Genomic DNA, 25,520 nt, shown 5'->3' with positions numbered 1-25,520 from the left:
TATGGAGAACTTTTACGATTTGAATGACTTTATAGCATATATTTTGAGAAAATGGAAAATCATTATTGTGATCGTATGTATCGGAACAATCGGATTTGCAGGATTTAGATTTCAGAGTCTGTATCAGGATTACAGAGCATCACAGAATCAGCCTCAGGAGACTGCTCAGGCCGTTTCTGTAAGTGAGCCCATGAAATGTTGGTCAGAAATCAGTGTGAATGTCGGTCCGAATTATGAGGTTGTCGGGACAACAGGCATTGCAAGAGGAGAAGAAATTGCGAATGCGTATAATGCAGTGAAAAATGATAATGAGATTATGACGCAGATGCATGACCAGTTTTTTGAACAGGCTAAAATTTACGGCGATAAAATGCGGGAGCTGATGTCTACATATGGATATATTCTTGATAAAGAACGAAACAATGAATATGTGGAATATGATTTTCGCAGGCAGTTTTCAGTGTCTGTTACACAGAATTATGTAACGATTGGTTTTTATTCCTTAAATGAAGAATTTTCAAAGGAAGTGGTGACTGCATATGAGGGGCTTCTTACTGCGGCAGTGGAAGAGCAGTATCCTCATTTTGAGTATACAAAAGTTGCCCAGGCAACAAGATATGAACTTCCGGAGACTTCTGCAGGTGCTTCTCCGAGCAGAAATGTAGGAGGAAGTACACCGGCTGCTTCAACCATGACGATGTCAACAGTGATCAAACAGACAATAAAAGGATGTGTATGGGGAGTTATTATCGGATGTGTGGCGGCTCTGATTATTGTTTTCCTAATGTATATGATGTCAAGAAAAGTTTTGATCTGGGCACAGTTGCAGAAGGAGAATATCAGAACTTATGGACTCTGCTATAAAAAGAGGGGTAGCGGTATTACAAAACTTTATCGCAGATGGATTGCCGGACTGGAAGGAAATAAAACTGCATTTCCGAATGATGAAAACTTATGGCAGGTGGTCCTGACTGATATCAGGAATCGATTTGATGATGATGTGCCTATTGCTGTATGTGGAAGTACCGACTTTAAACTTGTCCGTAATATTGCGGATCGTCTGAATACACAGTGCAAAAAAGAGAGATTTCGGGCAGTGAAGTCTCCACTGACATCCGGTGCTGATATGGAAAACGGATGTGGAAAAGTGATTCTTGTGGAGTGTATTGGAAAATCACTGAAGCGTGATCTGGATAAAGAAATAGAGATTTTTGGTAATTACAATGTAACTGTCGTTGGAATTATTGGAGTCGAATAAAAAAGGAATGGTGAACTATCAGAACATATACGATTATGCTGCTGATTACCGTTGGATTCGCATTTCTTTGGCAGAGGTGCGAACAGCGGTGCCAGGCGGCGGGAAAAACTTTTTACGAAAATAAAACAAACTATTTACTTCTTGGGATTAGTGTTTTGGGGACGTTTCTTCCAATGTATCTGGTAAACAGCTGTATGTCTTATGTCGGAAATGACTATATCAACTATTACCGGTATTATCAGAATATTGCCGCAGGAAGAGAACAGGATGTTGATATCGCATATAAGCTGATAAATATTTTTGTGATTAGAGCAGGTCTTGATTTCCAGTGGGTATACTTTATTACCTGCTTTCTTGCGTATGGGCTGTTGATCTTGTGCATATGGAAATATTCGAAAAATTATGCTTTAAGTTATCTTTTATTCTTTTTTGGAGGATACTTTTTTCTTCTCGGTTTAAATCAGATTCGCCAGTTTGTCTCTATGGGGATGATTCTTTGGGGAATTCAGTATATTCAAAACAGAAAGTTCTGGAAATATTTGGTGTGCGTATGTATTGCAGGCCTGTTTCATTTCACTGCATTTATTATGATACCGTTTTATTTCATTCTGAATAAAAAGATCAAATTTTCCATGTATTTTGTTATCAGTATGTGTGCACTCCCGATTAACTTTTTCCTGACAGATATTTTGACATTTCTTTTTAAAACCTTTCTGCCAAGATATCTGCAGTCGAATTATATATCTAAAACATATTCTCTGAATGTGCCATATCTGACAATGATACTTATGACAACTGTAGTTACCTTGATTTTGGTTGCCAGAAGTCCAAAGGAACGTTGCGATGAAAAGAACCGGGTATATTTTAATGGCGTGATGATCGGAGCCGTAATTGCGATGTTCTGTACATGGATTCCTGAGTATCAGAGATTTGTATATTACTTTTTTATGGGGGAGATCTTCTTTTTACCGAATCTTCTGAAAACGGAAGAAAGTCGATGGAAGAAAATCTTACTGATCTTAATAGTGATTGCAGCGGATATGGTTTATCTGGTGACAACAGCCGGAGAAATGAATGTTTTGACTTATCGAAGTATTTTCTAAAAAGAGGAATTTATGAAGACAAATAAGCTGATAAAAAATTTTTCATATTCTGTTCTGGCAAATGGGACTAATACGTTAATTTCCTTAATTCTGGTACTGTTTGTACCAAAGATTCTGGGAGTCAAAGAATATTCCTATTGGCAGCTGTACTTGTTTTATGCATCCTATATAGGATTCTTTCACTTTGGATGGGCTGACGGCGTGTATCTGAAGTTTGGCGGAAAAAAGTACGAAGACCTGGATAAAGGATATTTTCATTCTCAGTTCTGGCTTCTGACAATTTTTGAGATTGTCCTGTGCGTGATTTTTGGAATTTTGACGGTTATTTTCTGTGAGGATGAAAGCAGAAGAATTGTTCTCCTTGCAGTAGCATTGTGCTGTGTCCTGCAGATTCCAAGAACGTTTTTGCAGTATCTGCTGCAGACTACAAATAGAATTGTGGACTATGCCAAGAATTATTTGCTGGAAAAAATTGTATATGCAATTCTCGTAGTGATCGCACTGTTTCTTGGTGTACGTAGCTTTGAAATTCTTGTCTGTGCAGATCTGTTTTCCAGATTCCTGACACTTGTTTTACTGTCAAAAGAATGCAAAAATATAATACTGGGAAAAGTTATTGACTGGACCGGAGGTATAAGAGAAGCGTGGGATAATATCAGTGTGGGAATTAAACTGATGTTTGCCAATATTGCCGGGCAGCTTTTGGTTGGAATCGTACGGTTTGCGATTGAAAATCACTGGTCGGTAGAGGTTTTTGGAAAAGTTTCTCTTACAATTACAGCATCAAACCTGCTTCTTGTGTTTATCAATGCAGTCAGTATTGTGATGTATCCGATGCTGAAAAATATGGATGAGCAACATTATGTGGAAATGTACAGGAAAATGAGAAATATTCTGATGATTTTTGTACTTGGCCTTCTGATTGTATATTATCCTGCAAAGGTCATCTTGTCATGGTGGCTTCCTAAATATGCGGATAGCCTGCGATATATGGCATTATTGTTTCCGATGTGTGTGTTTGAAAGTAAGGTGACGCTTTTGATCAGTACATATCTGAAAGCACTTCGAAAAGAGAAAGAATTTATGATAGTAAACTGGCTTGCCGTTGGAATCACTGTAATCTGCACAGGAATTACCGTATATCTGCTGGATAATCTGACACTTGCAATAGTTATGCTGCCGGTGCTGATGGGAATCCGATGCTGCATAGGAGAACTTTTGCTGGCGAGAGAACTTAAAATATCAGTAAAGCAGGATATCATTGCAGAATTTATGATGGCTGGAGGTTTTATTATTGTAAGCTGGCTGATTAATTCCTGGTTGTCTTCTGTTCTCTATCTTGCGATGTATGCAATATATCTGTGGTGGAAACAGGATACAGTATACGATATTACCGGAGAAATTAGAAAAAGAATCAAAAAGTAAAGGTTGAAATTACAAAATTTGTTGGAGGAGCGATATGGATAAAATAATGGTCAGTGTAATTATGCCGGTATACAATTCGGAAGAATATCTGGAAACGGCAATCAAAAGTGTCCTGAATCAGAAAATGGAAGAAATGGAACTTTTGCTGATTGATGACGGATCTAAAGATAGAAGTGGCTCGATTTGTGACCAGTATGAATCTGACTGGAGAGTAAGGGTCTTTCATAAGCAAAATGAAGGAATCTGTGCGACGAGAAATTTTGGCGTAGACCATGCGCGCGGCGAATATCTCATGTTTATAGACAATGATGATGAACTTACAGAAAATACAGTGGAAGACAACTATAGACTTGCAAAACAGTACAATGCAGATGTAGTCAAATTCGGGTGCAGTATTGAAGAATCCTTCAAAAGCGGCTTTGTGGAAAAAAGAGCAAACAGATTCCGTCAGCTTGCAGTATTTTCAAGAGAAGAGGCGGCATCTCATTATGCCATGGCAGAGAGAGACCGTTATTTCAGTTATATCTGGAACGGGATGTACAGAACAAACTGGTGGAGAGAGGAGAAACTTCAGTTTGACACCTCTATTAAGTGTGGTTTTGAGGATCGTGTCCTGAATTATAAGATTTTTGAGAAAGCTCAAAAACAGGTATTCAACCCGGGAATCGGATACCGGTATTTCCAAAGATATGAACATAGTACATTCAAACGGTTTAACAGAAATATGCTGTATTCCTGCCTTCTTTCTGCCGAGGCGGAATTCAGACTGTTTGAAGTTCTGAAAAATGATCAGGGATTTCAAGGAGACTGGGTTCGTAAATCGGCTGAGTATCTGATAGAGTTCCTACTTCTTTTAAGCAGAGAAGACAATGATATGAGCAAAGAAGAACTGGCAGACTTTATGAAGAAACTTCGGGTCAGCAGGGCGTTTCGGAGCATTCAGAAAAAGGGAATCGGTAAGAATCTTGCTTTGACAAAGAGAATGGTTGTCAGTCTGTTTGCGCAGCGAAGATACAGAGCATTGCTGGGTTTCGCGAAAGTATATCTGAAATTTATTTATTTGAAGAGAAGGCTTGGAAAACATTAGCAAAGGAGCTGAGTGGATGAAAAATATAGCGGTTGTGTTTGCCGGAGGAATCGGCCGGCGGATGAATAGTAAAGCGCTTCCCAAACAGTTTCTGAGACTGTACGGAAAAGAAATTATTATTTATACTCTGGAGCATTTTGAACATCATAAGGAGATTGATCAGATTGTCATTTCCTGTATAGAGGACTGGATTCCGTTTATGGAAGAACTGCTTATAAAATACCGGATGAAAAAGGTAAAAAAAGTAGTGCCGGGAGGAAGTACCGGACAGGAATCAATTTATCACGGGCTGAAAGCAGCGCATGAGACAGCGGGAGATAAAAAGGCTGTTGTTTTGATTCATGACGGTGTAAGACCGCTGATCAACAGAAAATTGATCAGCGAATGTATTGCTACAGTGAGGGAAAAAGGCAGTGCAGTTACGGTTGCACCTGCGATTGAAACGATCATCCGGTCAGAAGGGAAAGAAACGGTGGATGAAATTATAAGACGATCTGACTGTCTGCTGGCGAGGGCTCCGCAGTGCTTCTATTTGAATGAGATATTGGAAGCTCATGAAAAGGCGCGAAAAGAAGAAAAAGACGATTTTATCGATTCCGCGTCCATGATGTCATATTACGGAAAGAAAATATATCTTGTAGAAGGACCGACTGAGAATATTAAAATCACGACACCGATGGATTACTATACATTTAAGGCACTTGTGGAAGCCAGGGAAGACTCTCAGCTTTTTGGTGTATGATAGTAAAGGAGAAGAGAAGATGAAAGTATCGATTGTACTTTGTAGTTATAACGGAGAAAAGTATATTGAAGAACAACTGGATTCTCTGCGTGTTCAAACACGTCCTGCTGACGAAGTGATGATTTTCGATGACAGATCAACAGATCGCACAGTTAAAATTGTTCAGGATTTTATTCGGAAGTATGAGCTTTCTGGATGGAGCATTGAGGTGAATTCTGAGAATAAAGGATGGAAAAGAAATTTCATGGAGGGAATGCAGAAAGCCTCCGGAGATTTGATTTTTCCATGTGATCAGGATGATGTCTGGATGAGGAATAAAATTGAAAAGATGTCGGAAATAATAGAAAAAAATAATAACATACTTCTTCTGACGGCTAATTATAAATCAAGCTATGTTTGCGGGGAGGGGTACAGAAAGGTATCAAATGTCTTTACTAGACGGAATAGGGACGATGAATCAGTCTGGAAGATTGAAGCAGATAAAAAAGGGCTCTATATTATGCGCCCTGGCTGCGTGATGGCTTTTCGAAGAGAACTTCTGGATCTTTGTCTTCGTTATTGTTTTGATGAGTATCCGCATGATGCCCTGCTCTGGAGAACTGCGGTGATTGCGGGAGGACTTTACCGATATGAATATCCATGTATAGTATGGAGAAGACATGAAGATAATGCATCTGGACAGAAAGAACATCAGGTAAACCAGAGACTGGAAAATATCTGCTATTATCATGAGGTCTGTGATAAACTGATTCAGTTGGCAAAGGATAAAGGAGATCAGGAAAAACTGGTGCTGTTGAAGAAAATTAAAAAATTCTGGATTCTTCGAAAGCATTTTTATGAAACCAGATCGATCCGGGACGCTGTGATCCTGATGACAAGATACTTGGGCTATTACCTGACGCTGAAAATGGCTCTGGGTGATCTTTATATAGTCATGAGAAATAAATAGGAGGGAACAGCTATGAACCAGATTATTCGGGAAGATATGAAGCGGATTGCCGAAGATCCGTTTTTTCAGGAGCTGTCCGGAAGCAGCATCCTGATTACCGGAGCAACAGGGCTGATCGGTTCGCTTACGGCAAAAGCGTGTTTGAAGTACAATGAAAATCACGATACAAAAATTACGGTTATCGGTTTGATACGCAATGTAAAAAAGGCGGAAGAGGTTTTTGCAGAATTCCGGGGGAACCCACAGCTTTGCTTTGTAGAAAGAGATCTGACGGAACCGCTGCATATTCAGGAGGATATCGACTATATTCTCCATACTGCAAGTGTCACAACTTCCAAGTTATTTGTGGATCAGCCGGTGGAGACCATTGAGACATCCTACCGGGGAACAAAACATGTTCTGGAACTTGCAAAGGAGAAACAGTGCAAAGGAATGGTCTATCTGTCATCAATGGAAATGTACGGGAGGCCGGATCCTTCACTTGAGAGAGTGACCGAAGAGGATCTGGGGTATATTGATGTTCTGAATGTGCGGAGCAGCTATTCGGAAGGGAAACGGATTTCAGAATGTCTCTGTGCTGCCTATGCGGATGAATACAAAGTTCCGGTACGGATTGCCAGACTTGCCCAGACATTCGGAGCGGGTGTGCTGAAAAGTGACAACCGTGTCTACGCCCAGTTCGCAAGAAGCGCGGTAAAGGGCGAGGATATCGTACTTCATACAGAAGGTAAATCAAACGGAAACTACTGTTATACGACAGACGTGATCAGGGCTCTCGCACTTCTTCTCTGTAAAGGGGAAAACGGTCAGGCGTATAATATCTGCAACGAGGAGACGACAACTACCATTGCAGATATGGCAAAAATGGTGGCAGAAGAATTCGGAGGAGGGAAATCAAAGGTTGTTTTTGATATACCGGAAGACGCAAGAACATTCGGCTATGCCCCTGATGTGAAAATGCATCTGGACGCAGGAAAACTCCGCGGGCTTGGATGGAAACCCGAGTTTGGACTCAGAGAAATGTATGCAAGATTAATTGCGGGAATGGAGCAATAGAAAGTTAAGGAAAATGTAAGGGAATTGATAAGAGAATTTCTGGACATTTTATAATAAAACGTGTATCATAATCTTATGTATGTAAATAAAATCTGAGACGAAAGAAGAGGTACAAATATGAAATTGATGAAACGATTGGCAGCCATGCTGCTGGCAGTATGTTTGGTAGTACCATGTGCCAGTCTGGCTGTAAACGCGGCGGATGGGCTGATTTTCTTTACAGATCTGGAGGGAATCAGTGTCGGTGAGACTTTCACCATAACAGGAAGCGTGGTGAATCGTGACGGAAATCTCAGCCAGGTCGATCTCACGATGAGTTACGACAGCACAGCCATGAGGTATGTGGGCGGAGATGATAATGTGACAGATCAGGGAGACGGGACGCTTGTTTACTCCGGATCTGTAGACGGAAGCCGGCTCGATTTTGACATGCAGTTTGAGGCTTTGATCCAGGGTGAGACCAGACTGGAACAGGAGAGCGCGGAAGTTACGGACGCGAACGGCGATACGCTGAACCTGCTTGATCCTCCGGGATATTCAGATGTTCAGATCGTAGAAGGAGACGGAACGGCTGCATCTTCCTCTACTACTGCCCAGGCGAGCGGAGTTACCCTGACAGTCAATGATACGGAATACACAGTTGCAAGCAGCTACCCTGACAGTGAGCTTCCGGCCGGATTTGTTTCCGCAGATATTACAGTTGGCGGAGAGACAGTTACGGGAGCTTCACAGGAAAACGGCAGTGCACAGCTGGTCTATCTTCTTGACGGAAACAATGACGGAGCGTTTTTCCTTTATAATTCCGAAGATAATACAGCTTCCCCGATTCAGATTGTGACATTGACTTCCGGCAGTACACTGATTCTGCTCGGTGACAGAGGAGATGTGACACTTCCGGCAAGATATCAGGAAGTAGAGCTGGATATCTCCGATACACAGACACTGCCGGCATGGCAGGACAGCAAAAACAGCAGATACTATCTGATGAACGCGCTGAATGCATCCGGAGACCGTGCGCTTTACCGTTATGATTCTACCGATCAGACATATCAGTACTACGGTGATGATGTAACAACAACGGCTTCAGGTACAAATTCCGACAGCGGTATTTTCGGAAGAGTTTCGACGTTTGTACAGGATCATGTGGATGTAGTGATGATCGGAGCCGGATTTGCATTCCTTGTTCTGCTTCTCTTGATTATTATTCTGGCAGTGAAGCTTCACCGCAGAAATCTGGAGCTGGATGATGTGTATGATGAACTGGATGAACTGACAAAGAAAAAAGGTTCCGACGGACCGGGAGGACCGGAGCGCAGAAGCGAGAGCAGAGAGAGCGCGGAAAATCTTCCGGAGATTCAGATGCCTGAAGAGCAGTTCGATGAATTTGAGCAGTACGGTGACGAAGACTTCGAGGAGTATGACGAGTCCGAAGACGAAGAGTTTGAGGATTATGACGACGACTATGAGGACTTCGAAGACGATTACGAGGATGAAGAAGAGTCCGATGAAGACAGTGACTATGATTCGGATTACGATGACTTTGAAGAGGATTATGAAGATACAAAGCCGTCTAAAAAATCCAGACGTAGTAAAAAGAACAACGAGCAGAATAATGATGATGACGATGATTTTTCCATAGACTTTATTGATCTGTAGGAAATTGTCAAGATACAAAAACAGCAGGATTTTTCCTGCTGTTTTGTGTTTTGGTGTAATTTCGGACGTGGAAGGAACAAAATAATGCTTTACATCTATTCCGGAAGATGATAAAATAGTGCACGTGATACAAAAGTATAAAAAAAACGGTTGATTGTGCAAAATGGAGGAGAAATATGTGTGGAATAGTTGGATATATTGGAAAAGAAGAGGCTGCACCGATTCTGCTGGACGGACTGTCAAAGCTGGAATACAGAGGATATGATTCTGCAGGAATTGCAGTTTTTGATGGAGAATCTATCAATGTTGCAAAGACGAAAGGAAGACTTAAGGTACTGAGTGAACTGACACATGATGGCAGGATGCTTCCGGGTACACTGGGGATCGGACATACACGCTGGGCGACACACGGGTCACCGTCCGATACAAATGCACATCCGCATTTGAACAGTGAAGAGACAATTGTAGTTGTACATAACGGAATTATTGAGAATTACCTGAAGCTGAAAAAGAAACTTGAAAGTAAAGGATACCGGTTTGTATCAGAGACAGATACCGAGGTCATTGCACATCTTTTGGATTATTACTATAGAGGAAATCCACTGGAAGCAGTGACAAAGATTATGCACCGGATGGAAGGTTCTTATGCCCTTGGAATTATCTTTAAAGATCATCCGAATGAGTTATATGCGGTCCGCAAGGACAGTCCGCTGATTGTCGGACATACGGACGGAGGAAGTATTATTGCTTCTGATGTACCGGCAGTATTAAAATATACAAGAGATGTTTATTTCATTGAAAATGAGGAAATTGTAAGGCTTACCGAACAAAATATGGAGTTTTTCACGGTAGATGAAGAACAATTGAAAAAAGAGCCGGTCCATATTGACTGGGATGCGAACGCGGCGGAAAAAGGCGGATACGAACATTTCATGCTGAAGGAGATGTACGAACAGCCGAAAGCGATCGCTGACACCTTTTCTCCGAGGATCAAAGATGGCAGGATCGAAATCGAAGAGCTTGGAATGGATGATGAGGCAATCCGCGCAGTAAAGAAAATTGTGATTGTGGCATGTGGATCCGCGTACCATACGGGAATGACAAGCAAATACATTTTTGAAGGAATGGCAAGAATTCCGGTAGAAGTAGATCTGGCGTCCGAGTTCCGGTACCGCGATCCGATTCTGACAGATGGGACACTTGTTATTGTAATCAGCCAGTCCGGAGAGACGGCCGATTCTCTGGCCGCACTGAGAGAGGCAAAAGAAAAAGGCTGCAAGGTACTTGGAATTGTAAATGTGGTAGGAAGTTCCATCGCCCGGGAGGCTGACAACGTAATGTATACATGGGCGGGACCTGAGATTGCAGTTGCAACAACGAAAGCTTACTCCTGCCAGCTGATTGCGCTTTATCTTCTGGCAATGAAGTTTGCGCATGTAAGAGGAACGATTTCGGAAGGCGAACTTGCGGAGATGATTGAGGATCTGAAGAAGCTTCCGGCTCAGGTTGAGATGCTTTTGAACAACAAAGACAGGATTCAGAAATTTGCCAACCGTTATCTGGCGGCAAAAAGTATTTTCTTCATAGGCAGAGGCATTGACTACGCGATTTCCATGGAAGGGTCATTAAAGCTGAAAGAAGTATCGTACATTCATTCCGAAGCATATGCAGCCGGCGAGCTGAAACATGGAACGATCTCGCTGATTGAAGACGGAACACTTGTCACAGCGCTTCTGACGCAGGAAAATCTGTACAAGAAGATGATCAGCAACATCGAAGAAGTCAAGACAAGAGGAGCTTTTGTCATGGCGGTTACCAATGAGGGGCATATCGATGTGGAAAAAGCGGCAGATTATGTGGTCTATATTCCGAAGACCAACAAGTATTTTACAAATTCTCTTGCCATCATTCCACTGCAGCTGTTTGGCTATTATGTGGCAGTCGGACGGGGCTGTGATGTGGATAAGCCGAGAAATCTTGCAAAATCTGTAACAGTCGAATAGAGAAAAGGCTGAATTTCCGCAAAATGGGAATTCAGCCTTTTTTTATGAATTGATCACAAATTATACACATTTTTTCGATAGACTGACTATCGGAAAGAAAAAGTAATGGGTAACCTGTTGGAAAGGGGATAAATGTTATGAATCAAGAATATGAATATTACAATCCGGGGCCGGAACCGTCCGGGAACGGATCGTTTTCGAACGAGAACCCGAAAAGACCGAAGAAGAAAGTAAATAAGGCTGTTGTAGGGAAAGTTGCGGGCCTTGCTGTCCTGTTTGGGGTTGTCGGAGGTCTTACTTTTCAGGGTGTAAATTATATATCGGGAAGAATACTTGGAACCGGAAACGGAAGTTCACAGAATTCGGCACAGGTACAGACAGTACAGACACAGGAGGATTCGGGGGAAGAGCTGCAGGGATCTGATATTACACAGATCGCAGCCAATTCCATGCCGTTTGTTGTTTCCATTCAGAATATGAGTGTACAGCAGGTACAGGATTTCTTCGGAGGAACAAGAGAACAAACACAGACAAGTGTCGGCTCCGGTATTATTGTCGGTCAAAATAATTCGGAACTGATGATTGTTACAAATAATCATGTAGTGGAGGGAAGTACAACACTGACAGTCACGTTCAATGATGAAACAAGTGTGGAGGCAAGTGTCAAAGGGACAGACTCCACAAAAGATCTGGCGGTGGTAGCTGTTCCGATCCGTCAGATCGGCGATGAAACAAAGAATGGTATTAAAGTTGCCGTACTGGGAAACTCTGATGAACTTCAGGTTGGAGAAGAAGTCATTGCAATCGGAAATGCGCTTGGATATGGACAGTCCGTGACAAACGGAATTGTCAGTGCCAAGGACAGAGAGATCGAGATGGAGGGATTTGACAGCAAACTGATCCAGACAAATGCCGCGATCAATCCGGGAAACAGTGGAGGCGCGCTTCTTAATATCCGGGGAGAAGTAATTGGAATCAATACGGTGAAAGTAAATGCCTCAGCTGTAGAAGGTATGGGATATGCGATTCCAATTTCCGATGTGACAGATATCATTACCGGTCTGATGAATAAAGAGACGAGAACGCAGGTTCCGGAAGCTCAGAGAGGATATATCGGCATCGAAGGTACAAATGTAGATTCTCGGAGTTCGGAACAGTTTGGAATGCCGGAAGGTGTTTATGTTTCCAGAGTAATGGAAAATGGAGGTGCAGAAAAAGCAGGAATTACCAAAGGCTGTATTATCACCGGTATAGAAGGATCCGGTATCAACAATATGGAAAGCCTTCAGGAACAGCTGAGTTACTACAGAATTGGCGAGACCGTGACATTGACGGTACAGTTCCCGGCAGGTCAGGGAGAATACAACGAAAAAGAAGTGGATGTCACGTTGACAGAACAGTTAAGCTAAAAGGAAGAGACGCCGCCAGAGTAATGCCGGCGTTTTTTCGCGTCCGAAATAAAGGAGAGCTACTTGACAAACGGTCATCTGCAATGTAGTATGATTATATACCGGGTCAGGGTATAATTGCATGACTGATCCGGAGAAAAAAGCAGGCCGAATGAAAAGAAGCGGAGGAAACAGGATGGAAGAAGAGAAGAAAAAACACAGGGAAGGAAAAGAATACCGGGATCTGGTCAACCGCCTGAGCCGAATAGAGGGACAGGTGCGTGGAGTTAAAAAGATGCTGGAAGAGGACCGGTACTGTATTGATATTCTTGTTCAGGTTCAGGCCATTCAGGCAGCGTTGAATGGATTTAATAAAACACTCCTTTCTGAACATATTCATTCCTGTGTGGTGAAGGATATCCAGGAAGGGAATGTAGAATGTGTAGACGAACTGTGTGAGACGATTAAAAAGCTGATGAAATAACAAGGTGCCTCCGGCTGGTATGGAGACGGGAGTGTGTAAACAACACACTCCCGTTTTTTTGAGAGAAAAATGCTTCCGGCACCATGCCCCCGGTCAGGATCGGCAGGCCGGATTGTCAAATTCCGGGTTGAACGCATAGAAGTTTTTACTGTCGAGATGGTCGGTTACAATGCGGAGTGATTCGCCGAAACGTTGATAATGAACAATTTCGCGTTCTCTTAAGAAACGGATCGGGGCGATGATATCCGGATCATCGATCAGACGGAGAATGTTATCATAAGTTGTACGGGCTTTTTGCTCTGCTGCAAGGTTTTCGTGAAGATCTGTGATCGGATCCCCTTTGGACTGGAATACAGTGGCGGTCCATGGCATTCCGCTTGCGGCCTGAGGCCAGAGAGCCAGTGTATGGTCCACATAATATGTGGCAAATCCGGAACGCTCAATTTCTTCCGGGGACAGGTTTCTTGTCAGCTGATGGACAATGGCACAGATCATTTCCATATGGGCGAGTTCTTCTGCTCCGAATAAGGATGAAGACGCTTTTGAACAGTAAAAAACAGGTCTTCGGAGATCAGGGCGGGATGAAGACCCTGGACAATGAGATAGTCGTTCTGCCTTGGCCGGTGTGCAGTAAGAATTCCATCCTTCAGTTTTGGCGAAGTCTTCCGGTAATTCCAGCGAAGTTTCCCGATATAGACAGGATTATCCAGTATATCGTGAACGGAGGAATAGGTAAATACAGGGGCTTTCCGGGGATGGTAAGTGCGGGAACGGTTCAGTTCACCGACAACTTCGGAAATAGTGAAGGATTTTTCGCCGTAAAGAGAAAAAATCAGACGGACAGCAGGAGATTCGTGATTCGGGCAGAGTGTAAAACCTTTCCGGTCGGGAAGACGAATACGGTCATATCCGTACGGGGCAATATTCCCGACGTATTTTCCCTCTTTGATACTGGCGAGCCTTCCGGCCTGCATCCGCCGGTTGATTGTTTTATACTCTCTGCGGGACATGAAGAGACTGAATTCAAAATACTCCAGATCAAAATCATTTTCCGGTTCGTAGATTTTGTACGGGGTTATAATCCGCGTGCCGCTGTACTGAAAAGTCCGTGTTACGATCCCCTGATCGATAGAGTCGCCTCTTGCCAGACGTTCAATTTCCATAACCAGGACACCTTCCCACTTTCCCTGTTCTACCTCGGAAAGCAGCTGTTTCATTACGGGACGGCCGGAGATCGTATCGCCGGATCCGACTTCCCGGTAGATTTTCAGGACGGGGAGAGACATGGAGTCGGCAAGGGATCTCAGAACGGATTCATGCCGGAGAAGTGTGCTCCCCGGGTGAAGACGCTCCATTTCCAGATCTTTTCGGGATTTTCTAAGATACATGCAATAAGACAAAAAAATCATCCTGTTAACTGTTTTGTAGAAATTTATGAATAAAAAAGAGAAGATATGAAAAAGAGGTCCAAAAATGAGGAGTGCCGGTACAAAATGTACCGGCTGAATTATGAAAAAGAAAATTGTTTACTTAGAAAGGTTTTGCTTTCTATGTGTTTTAATATACAGGAAGAATATGAAAAAAATATGTTTCTGATTTGAAAAAAGCATGAACAATATGTAACCGGATCAATGTCTGATGTTATGTTCCTGGCAATAAGCAACAAGGATATCAATGAATTCTCCGGCAGAAGGTTTAAAGCCAAGAGGATAGGATGCAATCTGACTTAAAAACTCTCTGTTTCCACGTTCCCAGCAAATCGTGATTACTGTACGGAGGTTTCGTTCTACATTACTTACCGGAGTATGATAATAAGAAGCGATATCAAGATACAGCTTTTTTGTGATGGAAAGAAGATACTCTTCATTGGACAGGGCAAGAATGACTGCTCTGTAGAGGTAGTGATACCCGCGGTAAGTGGCATTGATACCCAGCCTGTGAATCAGCTGCGAAAGATTTTCCATGATTCTCCTTTCTCTTACATCTGAGACAACACCATAATGTTCTATTATAATATAGAAAAGCCGGGAAATATAAATACGACATTTTTAGACGGAAAAAGACAAAGAAAGACAAAAAAGAAATAAGAAATCGGAGCGGATTCTTCGGTCCCGATATCGGTCAGAATTCCGGTAACCTCTTTGTAAGGCATGGTATACCGTTGAGAGAGGTAGCGCATGGATGCTGCAAGCTCTCCGTCAGGGCCTCCGAACTGACTGATGATAATCTGGGCCGCTTTTGGATCCGGTTTTGAAATTTTTACCGGAAACTGAAGACGTTTTTCATAATTCCACATAAATCAGCATCCTCCTTCCTGCCATGGCCATGGTTCGTTGATCCAGTTCCAGCGGTCCCCGCATGATTCGTCCGTACTGTCAATGGTGAGAGGACCATAACATGCTGCATATTCTTCCAGCGCCTTGATACGCTGCTCTTTATATTTGTGAAAAAAGGCGAGTGCTTCTTCGTCATCCGGATGTGTGTCGAGATACAGCTGAATGTCATTTACAGCAAAGCTGACAGCGTTAATATGGTTTAAAAGCTCTTTTCGTGAAGGAAAGTTTTTCATGAACAGCAGCCTCCTTTGCCAAGAAACGGTTTGTCGAGCTCCTCGAAAATAGTCCCCCGTATAAAGGCCCTGCAAACCGGGTAAGGTTCCATATAGCGCTGCCACGGGACATAAGCCATTGCAACAGGAAACTCTTTTTTCAGATTTTCTTTCGCGCCGCAGATGCTCTTTCCCGTGTGATCCTGATTCTTATAAGGCTGGCGGAACGGAGGGCGCTGATAATAATTTTGCATTCTGAAACTCCTTTCAATCTTTTTTCTAAGATTATCATATGGGAAAACAAAGTGAAAGTTACAATTCATTTCCGGGAGAAGGTTGTTTTTCCGCGTCAATACGGATATAATAAGAAATCATCGGGGCAGTATAAATGAAAAATATGGAGTGAATGGATATGGATCAACGTCAAAGACTAAAAAGAAAACGAATGATACGCCAGAAGAAAATGACAGGTAAAGTAGAATATTCCTATTTTGATTACGGGCTCGTAGCTGTGCTGATCTTTCTTCTTTGTTTTGGACTGATTATGCTTTATAGTACAAGCTATTATTCGGCACAGATTGACTATGACGGGGACGGTACGTACTATTTCAGAAGACAGCTGATGATCAGCGCTCTGGGACTTGTCGTGATGTACGTGGTGACAAAGATTGACTATCATCTTTATGCGAGATACGCCAAGGCTCTTTATGTGATTTCCTTTATTTTGATGGCGCTTGTTCAGACACCGCTGGGAATTGAGGCAAACGGGGCGAGAAGATGGATTCAGCTTCCTTTCAGGCAGCAGCTGCAGCCGTCCGAGGTGACCAAAATCGCCGTGATTTTGTTTATCCCTTATATCATATGCTCTCTTGGAAAAGAGGCTTATACGAAAAAAGGGGCGTTCTGGATTTTTCTGTATGGAGGACTTGCCGCAGCAGGTGTATTCGTCCTGACGGAGAATCTGAGTACTGCGGTTATCGTATTTGGAATTGCAGCAGTCATCTTTTTTGTAACGTATCCAAGGACGAAGAAAATTGCGATTGCTTTTTTTGTAATTGTAATCGGGGGGCTGATTGCAGGCCAGATCCTTGGAAGACTTCTGGAGTCCAGCGGCAATTTCCGGCTTCAGAGAATCCTTTCCTGGGTAGATCCTGAAAAGTATGCCCAGAGCGGAGCATTTCAGACGATGCAGGGACTTCTGGCAATCGGAAGCGGAGGCTTTTTTGGAAAAGGTCTTGGAAACAGCGCCCAGAAAATGGTCATTCCGGAGCCGCAGAATGATATGATTCTTTCCATCATCTGCGAGGAACTGGGAGTCTTCGGCCTGATTGTCGTTCTGGTATTGTTTGGCATGCTTCTTTACCGGCTGATGTTTATTGCACAGAATGCGCCGGATCTTTACGGATCTCTTATTGTGACTGGGGTGTTCGCGCACATCGCGATTCAGGTTATTCTGAATGTCGCTGTTGTTCTGAATGTGATTCCAACGACCGGCATCACGCTTCCGTTTATCAGTTACGGAGGAACTTCGGCGTTGTTTTTGATGATTGAAATGGGGATTGTCCTGAATGTATCGGGAAAAATTAAAATACGCAGATAAAATATCTTTTCTTTCCCACGGGTTTGTGTTATGATGAATAAAGTAGTATTGAAAACTACATATTATAGATGCAAAAATCACACCATGGAATGTGGGAGGAATAAAAATGAGTTATAAAGTGATTGTAGACAGCTGCGGAGAACTGACACCTGAGATGAAAAATTCGGGAAAGATTTTTACAGCTCCGCTGATATTGAATGTCGGAGGACATCTTGTCGTAGATGATGAGACATTTGATCAGGCGGATTTTCTGGAGCGGGTAGCAAAATGCAGTGAATGTCCAAAGTCATCCTGTCCATCTCCGGAGTCCTATATGAAAGCATTTCAGGGAGAAGCCGAACGGGTTTATGTGGTGACACTTTCCGCAGAGCTGAGCGGCTCTTACAACAGTGCTGTGCTGGGAAAGAACCTGTTCCTGGAAGAGTATGGCGAAAAAGACATCTATGTATTTAACTCACGGTCTGCATCGGTAGGAGAGACGCTGATAGCAAAAAAGATTATGGAATGTGAAGAGCAGGGGATGACCTTTCAGGAGGTTATCGATGCGGTAGAGACATACATCGACGGACAGAATACGTATTTTGTTCTGGAGTCACTGGAAACCCTCAGAAAAAACGGAAGACTCACCGGATTGAAAGCGCTGGCGGCATCGGTGCTGAATATCAAGCCTGTTATGGGGGCGACAAAGCAGGGCATCATTATCCAGCATGGGCAGGCCAGAGGCATTAACAAAGCACTTGTTAAAATGGTGGACCGCGTGGTGGAGGAGATTGTCCAACCGGAGGAAAAGATTCTCGGTATTGCGCATTGCAACTGTCCGGCACGGGCAGAGCTTGTAAAGGAAATGCTCCAGAAGAGGATTCCGCTTAAAGAGGTCATTGTGCTCGATACAAGAGGAGTCAGCAGTATGTATGCCAATGATGGCGGTGTGATCATTGCCGTATAATGCAGACGGAGATTGTGTAAGAAATGTGAAATCAGGATTCAAAACTTGTATTTGCATGGTGAATGTGTTATCATGTATACCAGTTGAGTGCAAAAGGAGTAACAGATATGAGCCTGACAAAAGCAGATTCTTATAAAAATAACAGGGAAAAAAGAAAAAAGGAAGAGAAAAAGAAAAAGCTTCTGTTCCGTCTGAAGACGGCTCTGGCGGCAGTGATTATTGTACTGATTGTTGTCTGGATCGGATTTTCCGGATATCAGAAGATTGAAGAGAGCAGACCGAGAGCAAGTGTGACAGCTGATTATTCCGCGTTTGAGGAATATCTTAATGGCCTGAGCGGCACAGAAGAAACGGAATAAGATCCTATGTAATGAAAGGCGAAAAGGCAGTATGGTTTCATCCATACTGCCTTTTATTTTGTTCCGGGAAAAGCCCGCAGGACTCTTAACAGACGTGAAAACCTGTAAGAAATTATTAAGAATCATTTTGGAAAAAACACTTGAAAAAGCAGGGTGTGTGGTTTACAATGGTTTCAAGTGGTAGAAAGTGGAGAGAAGTGGTACAAAATGGTGGAGACCATCCCCATTTTGGAAGAAGGTGATTGTATGTTGAACGGAGAATTCAATCATAGTATTGATGCAAAAGGCCGCCTGATCATCCCTTCCAAGTTTCGCGAAAGTCTGGGAGAACATTTCGTGATAACAAAGGGAATGGACGGCTGTTTATTTGTGTATCCGGACGACGAATGGAGTGCCTTTGAGGAAAAACTCCGGGAATTACCACTTACAAACAAAAAAGCCAGAGACTTCAAACGTTTCTTTCTTGGAAGCGCTGTCGATGGTGAACTTGACAAACAAGGTCGAGTACTTATCTCTTCTGCCCTGAGAGCATATGCCGGACTGGAAAAGGAAGTGGTTCTGGCAGGTGTCCTTGACAAGATTGAAATCTGGGACAAGAAAGCCTGGGATGCACATAGTGAAGAAGTGGAAGCGGATATCGATGATATCGCAAGTGACATGGAAGATCTGGGCCTTAGTATTTAAGATCATATGATGGAGGAGAACGCCATGGCATTTGAACACAAATCAGTATTGTTGGAAGAGGTCGTAAATGGTCTGAACATCAAGCCAGACGGCATTTACGTAGATGGAACGCTTGGTGGAGGCGGACATGCTTTTGAAGTGTGTAAGCGGTTAAACGACAAGGGGAGTTTTATCGGAATAGACCAGGATGCCGCCGCGATTGAAGCGGCAGGAATCAGGCTTCGCAGTTTCGGGGAGAAGGTTACAATAGTAAGGAGCAATTATTGTGATATGAAGCTGCGGCTCCGGGAATTAGGCATTGACAAGGTGGATGGGATTGTCCTCGATCTGGGCGTATCGTCCTACCAGCTGGATACGGCAGAGCGTGGATTCTCATACACAAAAGATGCACCGCTCGATATGCGGATGGATACGAGGCAGACAAAGACGGCTGCCGATATTGTCAATGGATACAGTGAGATGGACCTTTTTCGGATTATCCGGGACTATGGAGAAGACAAATTTGCGAAGAATATTGCAAAGCATATTGTTCAGGCGAGGGAAAAAGGTCCTATTACAACCACTGGCGAGCTTACAGAGATTATAAAAGCATCGATTCCAATGAAGTTTCAGAAGATGTCAGGACATCCGGCCAAGAGGACGTTTCAGGCGATCCGGATTGAGCTGAATCAGGAACTGACAGTTTTGAAGGAATCTTTGGATGAGATGATTGATTTATTAAATTCAGGAGGAAGGATCTGTATTATCACTTTCCACTCACTGGAAGACCGGATTGTAAAGGAAGCATTCCGACGGAATGAAAATCCGTGTACATGTCCAAGTCATTTTCCGGTATGTGTATGCGGGAAGAAGTCAAAAGGAAAGGTCATCACCAGAAAGCCGATCCTTCCGGGGGAAACAGAAACCGAGGAAAACAGCAGATCAAAAAGTGCAAAGCTCCGTATTTTTGAACATATCTGATACGGGATGGAATACGAGAATACCAGACACAGAAAGAGGGAACGTGTATGGCAGCAGGAAAGAAAAGAAAACAGGGAAATGACATCTATATGTATGATAATCTTGTCCGGGTCAGACAGACACAGGCGGAGCAGAATACAGATGGTTACGAAGAAGAAAAGCAGGTGAGTCCTCAGACAAGGAAAAATCAGCGCAGAGCGATGAAACTCGGCTTTGGATATGTGACATTTCTGGCCGGGGCAGTGGCAGCGGCATTATTTGTCTGTTTCCATTATGTGGGAGTCCGGGCGGATCTGGATAAGCAGACAAGAAAGATTGAAAGCCTTCGCACGGAAATCACCAGCCTGAAAGAAAAAAATACATCGGAATACAACTATATTGCCAACTCTGTCAATCTGGAGGAAATCCGGGAAAGGGCTGAAGAACTTGGAATGGTCTACGCGGATTCGTCTCAGATCGTGAAATATCAGAGTGCAGGCACTCATGAAATCAGACAGTATGAAAGTATTCCGGAGGATGGGGAAGCATCGGATAAATAACAGCATATTGACAAGGGGAATTACATGATAAAAAGAAAAAAAAGAAATGAATTCCGACATTTTCCAAAAAAATTTCCAAAGAAAATGAAGATAAAGCTGGTAGGAGTGTTTACGGCAATCGTACTGGCTTTTGTTTTTTTGACAGGCAGGGCAGCGGCTTTAAATCTCACAAAAGGAGACGAATACCAAAAACAGGTGATGAGCCAGATGCGAAGCGGAAGTCAGACGATCCCGTTTAAACGGGGTGATATTCTGGATACGAATGGTACGGCGCTTGCGACAAGTGAACGCTCCTACAATGTGATTCTGGATGTGGCAGGGCTTCTGGAAACAAAAACGACATATCAGAACAAACGGATCAATGCTACAGTGGAGGCACTTGTAAGTGCATTTGGACTGGATGAGCCGGAGCTCCGGGAGATTTTGCAGGATCAGGCGGACAGCAGATATGTCATACTGAAATCCAATGTGGATTATGAGACAGGAAGAGACTTTCAGAGCCAGATGGATCAGAATGCCGATATTGTGTGTGTGACACTGGAAGATTCGTATGTAAGAACTTATCCTTATGGAACGCTGGCAAGCGATGTGATCGGATTTACCTCATCCGGAAATGTTGGGACGATCGGGCTGGAGGCATATTATAACAGCGAATTAAACGGAACGGACGGAAAGAGGACCGGATATCTGTCATCCGGATCAAGTTCGGAAAGTGTAATACAGAGCCCGACGGACGGCAATTCGATTGTTACAACAATTGACGCCAATCTCCAGGCGATCGTCGAAAAACATATTCTCGCATTGAACGATCGTCTGCGGGACAATGACCATGAAGGAGAAGGGACAAAAAATACAGCCGTCATCGTCATGGATCCGAATACGGGAGCCATTCTGGCTGAGGCGAGTTACCCGAATTTTGATCTGAATAATCCAAGGGATCTGTCAGAGTACTATACCACGGAGGAGCAGGAGGCAATGACGGATGAGGAACGTCTGGATACTCTGAATGCGCTCTGGAGAAACTTCTGTGTCAGTGACACGTTTGAGCCGGGATCTACAATGAAACCATTTACAATGGCGGCAGGATTTGAGACGGGAAAACTGACAGGAAATGAAACGTATGTCTGTACCGGTTCTTATTCCTATGAGGGAGTGGCAAATCCGGTTTCCTGTATTGCAAGAAACGGACATGGGACAGAAACATTAAAGCAGGTTTTGGAAAATTCATGCAATGTTGGTATGATGCAGATTGCTGAAGTGCTTGGTACGGACGATTTCTGCCGGTACCAGCATCTGTTCGGGTTTGGAGAATATACCGGAATTGATCTTCCGGGAGAGGGAGATACATCAAATCTTCTTTATTCGGCTGACAACATGCAGCCGATTGACCTTGGAACCAACTCGTTTGGTCAGAACTTTAATGTGACAATGACACAGCTTGCGGCCGGATTTTGTTCACTGATCAATGGCGGGAACTATTATGAGCCGTATCTTGTCAAAGAGATCCGCAATGCCAACGGAGATGTAGTGGAGACAAAAACACCGGTACTGGCGAGAAAAACGGTTTCTCAGGAGACCTGTGACATTCTGAAAGACTACATGTATGGAGTTGTGCAGGAAGGAAGCGGAACATCGGCCCAGGTAGAAGGATATGCAATTGGTGGAAAGACGGGAACAGCGGAAAAACTGCCAAGAAGTGAAGGAAAGAATCTGAACTCCTTTATCGGCTATGCGCCGCAGGAAAATCCGGAGGTCATGATCTACGTAATTGTGGACGAACCGAATCTTGCGCAGCAGGCAGCAAGTTATCTCGCAACGGGCCTTGCAGCAGATATTATGGAAGAAGCATTTCCATATCTGAATATCACAAAAACAGAATAAAAAGAATAACCTCACAGAAGGATTAATAAGTTATATCAATCACTTCTGTGAGGTTTTTTGATGAAAAACAAAACCTATAATAAAAAGAAGATACTGATTGTCTTTCTTGCCGCCACTGTCATGATTCTTGGACTGATCGGGAGGCTCTGCTATCTGATGATTTTGGACGCGGAATATTATCAGAAAAAGGCGGAAGATCTTCATGAGAGAGAACGGGAGATCAAAGCGGCAAGAGGGGAAATTGTAGACAGAAACGGCAAGGTGCTGGCTACCAACAAGACTGTCTGCACGGTTTCCGTGATACACAGTCAGATTGAAGACCCCGAGGCAGTAATCAGGGCGCTGAGCAGCACTCTGGAACTGGAAGAAAGCGAGGTGCGGAAAAAGGTGGAGAAGGTATCCTCCATGGAACGGATTAAGACCAATGTGGAAAAGGAGACCGGAGACAAGATCCGGGAGATGAACTTAGCGGGGGTCAAAGTGGATGAAGACTTTAAACGGTATTATCCATATGAAGAACTGGCGAGCAAGGTGCTTGGATTTACCGGAGGAGACAACCAGGGAATCATCGGGCTGGAAGTAAAATATGAAGACTATCTGAAAGGAGAAAACGGGAAAATTCTCTCGACAACAGATGCCAGAGGAGTGGAACTGGAAGGTATAGCGGAAGACCGGATTGAACCGTCAGCGGGAAATACGCTTCAGATCAGCATCGATTATAATATCCAGAAATACGCACAGCAGATGGCACAGAAGGTGATGGAGGAAAAACAGGCGGATAAAGTGGCCATCATCCTGATGAACCCGCAAAACGGGGAGATCTGTGCGATGGTCAACTGGCCGGAATTTAATCTGAATGAGCCGTTTGAACTGCCGGAAGGCGTATCTGCCTCCTCGGAGGAAGAAAAGCAGGAACTTCTGAATCAGATGTGGAGAAACGGGTGTATCAATGATACCTATGAACCGGGATCCACCTTTAAGATCATCACCTCCAGCGCCTGCCTGGAAGAAGGGGTAGTCGATCTGGATGATACATTTGTGTGCCCTGGATATAAGATTGTAGAGGATCGGAGAATCCGGTGCCACAAAGTAGGAGGACACGGGGCGGAGACATTCGTGGAAGGAGTGCAGAATTCCTGTAATCCGGTTTTTATGGAGATCGGGCTCAGACTGGGAGCGGAGCGGTTCTGCGATTATTTCGAGCAGTTCGGCCTGATGGAAAAAACCGGGGTGGATCTCCCGGGAGAGGCAGGAACAATCATGCACCGGCTGGAAGATATCGGGGAGGTGGAACTTGCCACCATGACTTTTGGCCAGTCGTTCCAGGTAACGCCGGTTCAGATGGCAGCGACAGTCAGTTCGCTCATTAACGGGGGAAAACGTGTGACACCGCACTTTGCGGTATCGGTACAGGACGGTGAGAGAGGGAGGACGATCAAGACATTTTCCGATAAGCAGGGAAAACGGATTGTTTCGGAAGAAACATCGAAGACCATGCAGAAAATTCTGGAAAGTGTCGTGTCAGAAGGCTCCGGGAAAAATGCCTATATCGAAGGATACAGCATCGGAGGGAAAACAGCGACATCTCAGACGCTTCCAAGAAGTGCCAATAAATACATCTCTTCCTTTATCGGTTTTGCTCCTGCCGAGGATCCGCAGGTTCTGGGAATGTGTGTCATTTACGATCCCCAGGGAATCTATTATGGCGGAACGATCGCAGCTCCGGTCGTGAGGGAGATTTTCGATGATGTGCTTCCGTATCTGGGAATTGAAAAAGAAGAGTGAGCGCAGGCGGTAAGCTTGCAAAGACAGGGCAAATACGTTATAATTGAACGCAGGCATAAGGCCTGTTTAGAAACCAAAGGATGAAGAGGTGCAGATATGGATTATACATTTGTAATTCCGGTTCTTATATCATTTGTGCTGAGTGTGATTATGGGGCCGATCGTGATTCCAATTTTACGAAAAATGAAGATGAAGCAGACAGAACGTGTGGAGGGAGTGGAGTCCCACCTTCAGAAGGCGGGCACACCGACGATGGGAGGAGTCATGATACTGGCTTCGATTGTCATTACATCCCTTTTTTATGTGAAAGATTATCCGAAGATCATTCCGATTCTGTTTGTAACACTTGGATTTGGACTGATCGGTTTTCTGGATGATTATTTGAAAGTAGTGATGAAGCGTTCCGACGGGCTGTATCCAAAACAGAAATTCGCACTTCAGATTGTAGTTACGGCAGTATTTGCCTATTATCTTGTCAATGTCACCAATACACCGCTTACACTTTTGATCCCGTTTTCCGGGGGAAAATACTGGAACATTGGATGGCTTGCCATTCCGCTTTTGTTTGTAGCGGTGATTGGTACGGTAAACGGTGTCAATTTTACAGACGGACTGGACGGTCTTGCCTCCAGCGTGACAGTGCTGGTTGCTACCTTTTTCACGGTTGTCGCAGTGGGAACAAAGAGCGGGATCGAACCGGTCACCTGCGCGGTAGTAGGAGCTCTGATGGGATTTTTGCTGTTTAATGTCTATCCGGCCAGTGTTTTTATGGGAGATACGGGTTCGCTGGCACTTGGGGGATTTGTGGCATCCACGGCTTATATGCTTCAGATGCCGATTTTCATTATTATTGTCGGCCTGATTTATCTTGTTGAAGTGGCTTCCGTCATGATTCAGGTCACATACTTTAAAAAGACAGGCGGAAAAAGAATCTTTAAAATGGCCCCGATCCACCATCATTTTGAACTTTGCGGGTGGTCGGAGACAAGGATTGTGGCAGTATTCTCAATTATAACGGCGATTTTATGTCTGATTGCGTTGCTGGCACTGTAAGATAAGAAAGGACG

The 25,520-nt window shown here is 43.7% G+C and carries 24 protein-coding genes and 2 pseudogenes; 20 read left to right on the top strand and 6 right to left on the bottom strand.

The window, feature by feature from the left end; all coding sequences use genetic code 11:
* The first annotated feature begins 1 nt into the window (after position 1).
* The 11 genes from B5E64_RS09875 (at position 2) to B5E64_RS09825 (ending at position 13,151) form a co-directional block, all read left to right on the top strand.
* Positions 2–1,258, top strand: a complete 1,257-nt coding sequence (locus B5E64_RS09875; RefSeq protein ID WP_087168350.1) for a hypothetical protein — start codon at positions 2–4, stop codon at positions 1,256–1,258.
* Positions 1,259–1,293: 35 nt separating this feature from the next.
* Entirely contained in the window at positions 1,294–2,361 is a 1,068-nt protein-coding gene (locus tag B5E64_RS09870; RefSeq protein WP_087168349.1) for an EpsG family protein, read from the top strand.
* Positions 2,362–2,373: 12 nt separating this feature from the next.
* Entirely contained in the window at positions 2,374–3,786 is a 1,413-nt protein-coding gene (locus B5E64_RS09865) for a hypothetical protein (protein WP_087168348.1), read from the top strand.
* Positions 3,787–3,820: 34 nt separating this feature from the next.
* On the top strand, positions 3,821–4,873 hold the full coding sequence (locus tag B5E64_RS09860; protein ID WP_087168347.1) for a glycosyltransferase family 2 protein: 1,053 nt from the start codon (positions 3,821–3,823) through the stop codon (positions 4,871–4,873).
* 16 nt (positions 4,874–4,889) lie between these two features.
* Positions 4,890–5,615 carry a 2-C-methyl-D-erythritol 4-phosphate cytidylyltransferase gene (gene ispD, locus B5E64_RS09855; protein WP_087168346.1) on the top strand — a complete coding sequence of 242 codons (726 nt, stop codon included), beginning with the start codon at positions 4,890–4,892 and terminating at the stop codon, positions 5,613–5,615.
* 19 nt (positions 5,616–5,634) lie between these two features.
* Complete coding sequence (locus B5E64_RS09850; protein ID WP_087168345.1) at positions 5,635–6,564, top strand: glycosyltransferase; 930 nt, start codon at positions 5,635–5,637, stop codon at positions 6,562–6,564.
* Between the two features lie 12 nt (positions 6,565–6,576).
* On the top strand, positions 6,577–7,620 hold the full coding sequence (locus B5E64_RS09845; RefSeq protein ID WP_087168344.1) for an NAD-dependent epimerase/dehydratase family protein: 1,044 nt from the start codon (positions 6,577–6,579) through the stop codon (positions 7,618–7,620).
* Between the two features lie 117 nt (positions 7,621–7,737).
* A complete protein-coding gene (locus B5E64_RS09840; RefSeq protein ID WP_087168343.1) occupies positions 7,738–9,276 on the top strand; it encodes a cohesin domain-containing protein in 1,539 nt (512 codons plus the stop codon).
* A 176-nt stretch (positions 9,277–9,452) separates the two neighbouring features.
* Entirely contained in the window at positions 9,453–11,279 is a 1,827-nt protein-coding gene (gene glmS, locus B5E64_RS09835; protein ID WP_087168342.1) for a glutamine--fructose-6-phosphate transaminase (isomerizing), read from the top strand.
* A 137-nt stretch (positions 11,280–11,416) separates the two neighbouring features.
* Positions 11,417–12,688: a trypsin-like peptidase domain-containing protein gene (locus tag B5E64_RS09830; protein ID WP_087168341.1), complete on the top strand. Its 1,272-nt coding sequence runs from the start codon at positions 11,417–11,419 to the stop codon at positions 12,686–12,688.
* Between the two features lie 151 nt (positions 12,689–12,839).
* A complete protein-coding gene (locus B5E64_RS09825; protein WP_330677524.1) occupies positions 12,840–13,151 on the top strand; it encodes a metal-sensing transcriptional repressor in 312 nt (103 codons plus the stop codon).
* Between the two features lie 93 nt (positions 13,152–13,244).
* On the opposite strand, the pseudogene B5E64_RS09820 reads toward B5E64_RS09825, so the two are convergent.
* The 6 genes and pseudogenes from B5E64_RS09820 to B5E64_RS09795 form a co-directional block, all read right to left on the bottom strand.
* Positions 13,245–13,673: pseudogene (locus tag B5E64_RS09820) on the bottom strand (manganese catalase family protein); the annotation flags it as partial.
* Entirely contained in the window at positions 13,643–14,539 is an 897-nt protein-coding gene (locus B5E64_RS09815; RefSeq protein ID WP_275532800.1) for a recombinase family protein, read from the bottom strand. The gene B5E64_RS09815 and the pseudogene B5E64_RS09820, both read right to left, overlap by 31 nt.
* Before the next feature lie 240 nt (positions 14,540–14,779).
* Positions 14,780–15,115 carry a sporulation initiation factor Spo0A C-terminal domain-containing protein gene (locus B5E64_RS09810; protein WP_087168339.1) on the bottom strand — a complete coding sequence of 112 codons (336 nt, stop codon included), beginning with the start codon at positions 15,113–15,115 and terminating at the stop codon, positions 14,780–14,782.
* 125 nt (positions 15,116–15,240) lie between these two features.
* A pseudogene (locus B5E64_RS09805) lies at positions 15,241–15,447 on the bottom strand (manganese catalase family protein); the annotation flags it as partial.
* A 3-nt stretch (positions 15,448–15,450) separates the two neighbouring features.
* On the bottom strand, positions 15,451–15,720 hold the full coding sequence (locus B5E64_RS09800) for a spore coat protein CotJB (protein ID WP_087168337.1): 270 nt from the start codon (positions 15,718–15,720) through the stop codon (positions 15,451–15,453).
* Positions 15,717–15,953, bottom strand: a complete 237-nt coding sequence (locus B5E64_RS09795) for a spore coat associated protein CotJA (protein WP_087168336.1) — start codon at positions 15,951–15,953, stop codon at positions 15,717–15,719. The genes B5E64_RS09800 and B5E64_RS09795 overlap by 4 nt, the downstream gene beginning before the upstream one ends.
* Before the next feature lie 209 nt (positions 15,954–16,162).
* On the opposite strand from B5E64_RS09795, the gene B5E64_RS09790 reads away from it, so the two are divergent.
* The 9 genes from B5E64_RS09790 (at position 16,163) to mraY (ending at position 25,506) form a co-directional block, all read left to right on the top strand.
* Complete coding sequence (locus B5E64_RS09790; protein ID WP_343284056.1) at positions 16,163–17,299, top strand: putative peptidoglycan glycosyltransferase FtsW; 1,137 nt, start codon at positions 16,163–16,165, stop codon at positions 17,297–17,299.
* Positions 17,300–17,405: 106 nt separating this feature from the next.
* A complete protein-coding gene (locus tag B5E64_RS09785; RefSeq protein ID WP_087168334.1) occupies positions 17,406–18,245 on the top strand; it encodes a DegV family protein in 840 nt (279 codons plus the stop codon).
* A 107-nt stretch (positions 18,246–18,352) separates the two neighbouring features.
* Positions 18,353–18,604: a hypothetical protein gene (locus B5E64_RS09780; protein ID WP_087168333.1), complete on the top strand. Its 252-nt coding sequence runs from the start codon at positions 18,353–18,355 to the stop codon at positions 18,602–18,604.
* A 246-nt stretch (positions 18,605–18,850) separates the two neighbouring features.
* Positions 18,851–19,288, top strand: coding sequence for a division/cell wall cluster transcriptional repressor MraZ (mraZ, locus tag B5E64_RS09775; RefSeq protein WP_087168376.1), 438 nt, complete (start codon positions 18,851–18,853; stop codon positions 19,286–19,288).
* Positions 19,289–19,312: 24 nt separating this feature from the next.
* The gene (gene rsmH, locus B5E64_RS09770) at positions 19,313–20,248 is read left to right on the top strand and encodes a 16S rRNA (cytosine(1402)-N(4))-methyltransferase RsmH (protein ID WP_087168332.1); all 936 of its coding nucleotides are present in this window, start codon (positions 19,313–19,315) and stop codon (positions 20,246–20,248) included.
* A 47-nt stretch (positions 20,249–20,295) separates the two neighbouring features.
* On the top strand, positions 20,296–20,787 hold the full coding sequence (locus B5E64_RS09765) for a LapA family protein (RefSeq protein WP_087168331.1): 492 nt from the start codon (positions 20,296–20,298) through the stop codon (positions 20,785–20,787).
* Between the two features lie 84 nt (positions 20,788–20,871).
* Positions 20,872–22,668 carry a penicillin-binding protein 2 gene (locus tag B5E64_RS09760; RefSeq protein ID WP_242960140.1) on the top strand — a complete coding sequence of 599 codons (1,797 nt, stop codon included), beginning with the start codon at positions 20,872–20,874 and terminating at the stop codon, positions 22,666–22,668.
* Positions 22,669–22,728: 60 nt separating this feature from the next.
* On the top strand, positions 22,729–24,453 hold the full coding sequence (locus B5E64_RS09755) for a penicillin-binding transpeptidase domain-containing protein (RefSeq protein ID WP_087168329.1): 1,725 nt from the start codon (positions 22,729–22,731) through the stop codon (positions 24,451–24,453).
* 96 nt (positions 24,454–24,549) lie between these two features.
* On the top strand, positions 24,550–25,506 hold the full coding sequence (gene mraY, locus B5E64_RS09750; RefSeq protein ID WP_087168328.1) for a phospho-N-acetylmuramoyl-pentapeptide-transferase: 957 nt from the start codon (positions 24,550–24,552) through the stop codon (positions 25,504–25,506).
* The last annotated feature ends 14 nt before the right edge of the window (positions 25,507–25,520 follow it).

Source organism: Drancourtella sp. An12, from assembly GCF_002160935.1.
Classification (GTDB): Bacteria; Bacillota; Clostridia; order Lachnospirales; family Lachnospiraceae; genus Sellimonas; species Sellimonas catena.
Note: the sequence above shows the minus strand (reverse complement) of the source record. Positions and strands in the feature narration are given on the sequence as shown.

Coding starts and splice junctions, on each gene's coding strand:
- B5E64_RS09875 (WP_087168350.1), top strand. CDS start 2: ATGGAGAACTTTTACGATTTGAATGACTTTATAGCATATATTTTGAGA.
- B5E64_RS09870 (WP_087168349.1), top strand. CDS start 1,294: ATGCTGCTGATTACCGTTGGATTCGCATTTCTTTGGCAGAGGTGCGAA.
- B5E64_RS09865 (WP_087168348.1), top strand. CDS start 2,374: ATGAAGACAAATAAGCTGATAAAAAATTTTTCATATTCTGTTCTGGCA.
- B5E64_RS09860 (WP_087168347.1), top strand. CDS start 3,821: ATGGATAAAATAATGGTCAGTGTAATTATGCCGGTATACAATTCGGAA.
- ispD (WP_087168346.1), top strand. CDS start 4,890: ATGAAAAATATAGCGGTTGTGTTTGCCGGAGGAATCGGCCGGCGGATG.
- B5E64_RS09850 (WP_087168345.1), top strand. CDS start 5,635: ATGAAAGTATCGATTGTACTTTGTAGTTATAACGGAGAAAAGTATATT.
- B5E64_RS09845 (WP_087168344.1), top strand. CDS start 6,577: ATGAACCAGATTATTCGGGAAGATATGAAGCGGATTGCCGAAGATCCG.
- B5E64_RS09840 (WP_087168343.1), top strand. CDS start 7,738: ATGAAATTGATGAAACGATTGGCAGCCATGCTGCTGGCAGTATGTTTG.
- glmS (WP_087168342.1), top strand. CDS start 9,453: ATGTGTGGAATAGTTGGATATATTGGAAAAGAAGAGGCTGCACCGATT.
- B5E64_RS09830 (WP_087168341.1), top strand. CDS start 11,417: ATGAATCAAGAATATGAATATTACAATCCGGGGCCGGAACCGTCCGGG.
- B5E64_RS09825 (WP_330677524.1), top strand. CDS start 12,840: ATGAAAAGAAGCGGAGGAAACAGGATGGAAGAAGAGAAGAAAAAACAC.
- B5E64_RS09815 (WP_275532800.1), bottom strand. CDS start 14,539: ATGTATCTTAGAAAATCCCGAAAAGATCTGGAAATGGAGCGTCTTCAC.
- B5E64_RS09810 (WP_087168339.1), bottom strand. CDS start 15,115: ATGGAAAATCTTTCGCAGCTGATTCACAGGCTGGGTATCAATGCCACT.
- B5E64_RS09800 (WP_087168337.1), bottom strand. CDS start 15,720: ATGAAAAACTTTCCTTCACGAAAAGAGCTTTTAAACCATATTAACGCT.
- B5E64_RS09795 (WP_087168336.1), bottom strand. CDS start 15,953: ATGCAAAATTATTATCAGCGCCCTCCGTTCCGCCAGCCTTATAAGAAT.
- B5E64_RS09790 (WP_343284056.1), top strand. CDS start 16,163: ATGACAGGTAAAGTAGAATATTCCTATTTTGATTACGGGCTCGTAGCT.
- B5E64_RS09785 (WP_087168334.1), top strand. CDS start 17,406: ATGAGTTATAAAGTGATTGTAGACAGCTGCGGAGAACTGACACCTGAG.
- B5E64_RS09780 (WP_087168333.1), top strand. CDS start 18,353: ATGAGCCTGACAAAAGCAGATTCTTATAAAAATAACAGGGAAAAAAGA.
- mraZ (WP_087168376.1), top strand. CDS start 18,851: ATGTTGAACGGAGAATTCAATCATAGTATTGATGCAAAAGGCCGCCTG.
- rsmH (WP_087168332.1), top strand. CDS start 19,313: ATGGCATTTGAACACAAATCAGTATTGTTGGAAGAGGTCGTAAATGGT.
- B5E64_RS09765 (WP_087168331.1), top strand. CDS start 20,296: ATGGCAGCAGGAAAGAAAAGAAAACAGGGAAATGACATCTATATGTAT.
- B5E64_RS09760 (WP_242960140.1), top strand. CDS start 20,872: ATGAAGATAAAGCTGGTAGGAGTGTTTACGGCAATCGTACTGGCTTTT.
- B5E64_RS09755 (WP_087168329.1), top strand. CDS start 22,729: ATGAAAAACAAAACCTATAATAAAAAGAAGATACTGATTGTCTTTCTT.
- mraY (WP_087168328.1), top strand. CDS start 24,550: ATGGATTATACATTTGTAATTCCGGTTCTTATATCATTTGTGCTGAGT.